General features: G+C 61.6%; 2 protein-coding genes. One reads left to right on the forward strand and one right to left on the reverse strand.

Features of this window, described 5'->3' with window-relative positions:
* Positions 1–33: 33 nt before the first annotated feature.
* A complete protein-coding gene (locus OC610_RS26405; RefSeq protein ID WP_264432111.1) occupies positions 34–1,074 on the reverse strand; it encodes a threonine aldolase family protein in 1,041 nt (346 codons plus the stop codon).
* Between the two features lie 194 nt (positions 1,075–1,268).
* Here OC610_RS26405 and OC610_RS26410 point away from each other — a divergent pair, with 194 nt between their 5' ends.
* Positions 1,269–1,973 carry a conjugal transfer protein TraX gene (locus tag OC610_RS26410; protein ID WP_264432115.1) on the forward strand — a complete coding sequence of 235 codons (705 nt, stop codon included), beginning with the start codon at positions 1,269–1,271 and terminating at the stop codon, positions 1,971–1,973.
* Positions 1,974–2,006: the final 33 nt, after the last annotated feature.

Below are 2,006 nucleotides of genomic sequence, written 5' to 3' on the forward strand. Positions count from 1 at the left end.
AAAAGATCGCAGCCTCGCTCCGCTCGGCAGCTCCTACGCGCTCATAACTTCGCGAATATCCGCCGCCAATTCCCGCACGCGCTCTTCCTCGGTGTCCCACGAGCACATGAACCGTGCGCCGCCCTTGCCGATGAAGGTGTAGAAGCGCCATCCCTTGGCCGTCAACGCGGCGATGGCCGGTTCCGAGAGTTGCAGGAACACGCCGTTGGCCTGGACCGGGAACATGAGCTCCACGCCGGGAATGTCGCTGACCAGCTCGGCCAGCAATTGCGCGCAGCGGTTGGCGTGGCGGGCGTGCTTGAGCCACGCGTCGTCTTGCAGCAAGCCGACCCAGGGCGCGGAGAGGAAGCGCATTTTCGAGGCCAGTTGCCCGGCCTGCTTGCAGCGGTAGTCGAAGTCTTCGGCCAGGTCGTGGTTGAAGAACAGGATCGCTTCACCCACCGCCATGCCGTTTTTCGTCCCGCCGAAGCACAGCACGTCGACGCCGGCTTTCCAGGTCAGGTCGGCCGGGGTGCAGCCGAGGAAGGCGCAGGCGTTGGAGAACCGTGCACCGTCCATGTGCAGGTTCAATCCCAGTTCCTTGCAGGTGACGCTGATGGCGCGGATTTCATCCGGCGTGTAGACGCTGCCCACTTCCGTGGCCTGGGTCAGGGTCACGACGCGCGGCTTGGGGTAGTGGATGTCCTGGCGCTTGAGGGCAACTTCGCGAATCGAATCGGGGGTCAGCTTGCCATTCTCGGTACGTGCCACCAGCAGCTTGGAACCGTTGGAAAAGAACTCCGGTGCGCCGCATTCGTCGGTTTCAACGTGGGCGGTTTCCGAGCAGATCACGCTGTGATAACTCTGGCACAGCGACGAAAGGGCCAGGGAGTTGGCAGCCGTGCCGTTGAACGCAAAGAACACTTCGCAGTCGGTTTCGAACAATTCCCGAAAGCCATCGGCCGCGCGGTGGGTCCAATCGTCGTCGCCGTAGGCGCGCTGGTGGCCCTGGTTGGCTTCTTCCATGGCCGCCCAGGCTTCGGGGCAAATGCCGGAATAGTTGTCGCTGGCGAATTGTTGGCTCTTGTCGGTCATGGCCTTGCTCCTTGAATAGAGAGTCCTGGGTAAGAGATCCCTGGCGGAATTCCCGGGTGGGGGGTTCCTTGATGCGACGTGCTTGAGTCCGCAACGTCGTGGTCTATGTTGGTGCGCACTTTACCCAAGATTCGCGAGGGAGCACACGGGATGTTTCTGTCAGAAAATCACAAAGTCCCAAGGGCGATGGACATATGAGTCGGCGTGAAGGCGCCTTGGACCTGCTCAAGTGGCTGGCACTGTTGTCGATGGTCATCGATCATCTGCGATATGTCGGTTTTTCCGCCGATTGGCTGTATGTGCCGGGGCGGCTGGCGTTTGCGTGGTTCTGCCTTGCGATGGCAGCGAATCTGGTGCGGGGCGGGACCGATGCCGGTCCGTGGCGCTACCTGGGCTGGCTGCTACTGTTCAGTGCCGTCAGCGAAATTCCCTATCGCTTGTTCTTTCCTGACCCGGCCACCCTCAACGTAATGCCAACCTTGTTCCTGGGGTTGTTGGTGGCGCGGGCCTGGCAAGTTCCCACTTTGGAGGCGCGCTGCCTCGCTGCGACGGCATTGCTGTTGGCTGCGCTGTTTTCGTCGCGGTTGATGTTTGGCTTTTATGGTGTGTTGCTGCCGCTGGCGATGCTGCTGGTGTTCAAGCGCTCGCTATTGCTGGCGTTATTGCCGGGACTGGTATGCGTGGCGGCCAATCAATGGCGGCTGCTGTATGGCGCCGCGTGGCTGGGGGATACGGTGGCGCTGTGGGGGTTGGTGGCTTGCCTGATTGCGCCAGGGCTGGGGCTGGTGCTTTTGCGACACGCGGGTCGTTTTCATCCGATGCCGATGCGGCGTTGGGCCTACGCGCTGTATCCCATGCATTTCTTGGTGCTGCTCGTGGTTCGCCAGATTGCCGCATAGCCTTTGTGGCGAGGGAACTTGCTCCCGCTGGGC

Source organism: Pseudomonas agronomica, assembly GCF_025917275.1.
Lineage (GTDB): Bacteria > Pseudomonadota > Gammaproteobacteria > Pseudomonadales > Pseudomonadaceae > Aquipseudomonas > Aquipseudomonas agronomica.

Bases quoted from the DNA above. Each gene is read 5' to 3' on its own strand.
- OC610_RS26405 (WP_264432111.1), bottom strand. From the start codon at position 1,074: ATGACCGACAAGAGCCAACAATTCGCCAGCGACAACTATTCCGGCATT.
- OC610_RS26410 (WP_264432115.1), top strand. From the start codon at position 1,269: ATGAGTCGGCGTGAAGGCGCCTTGGACCTGCTCAAGTGGCTGGCACTG.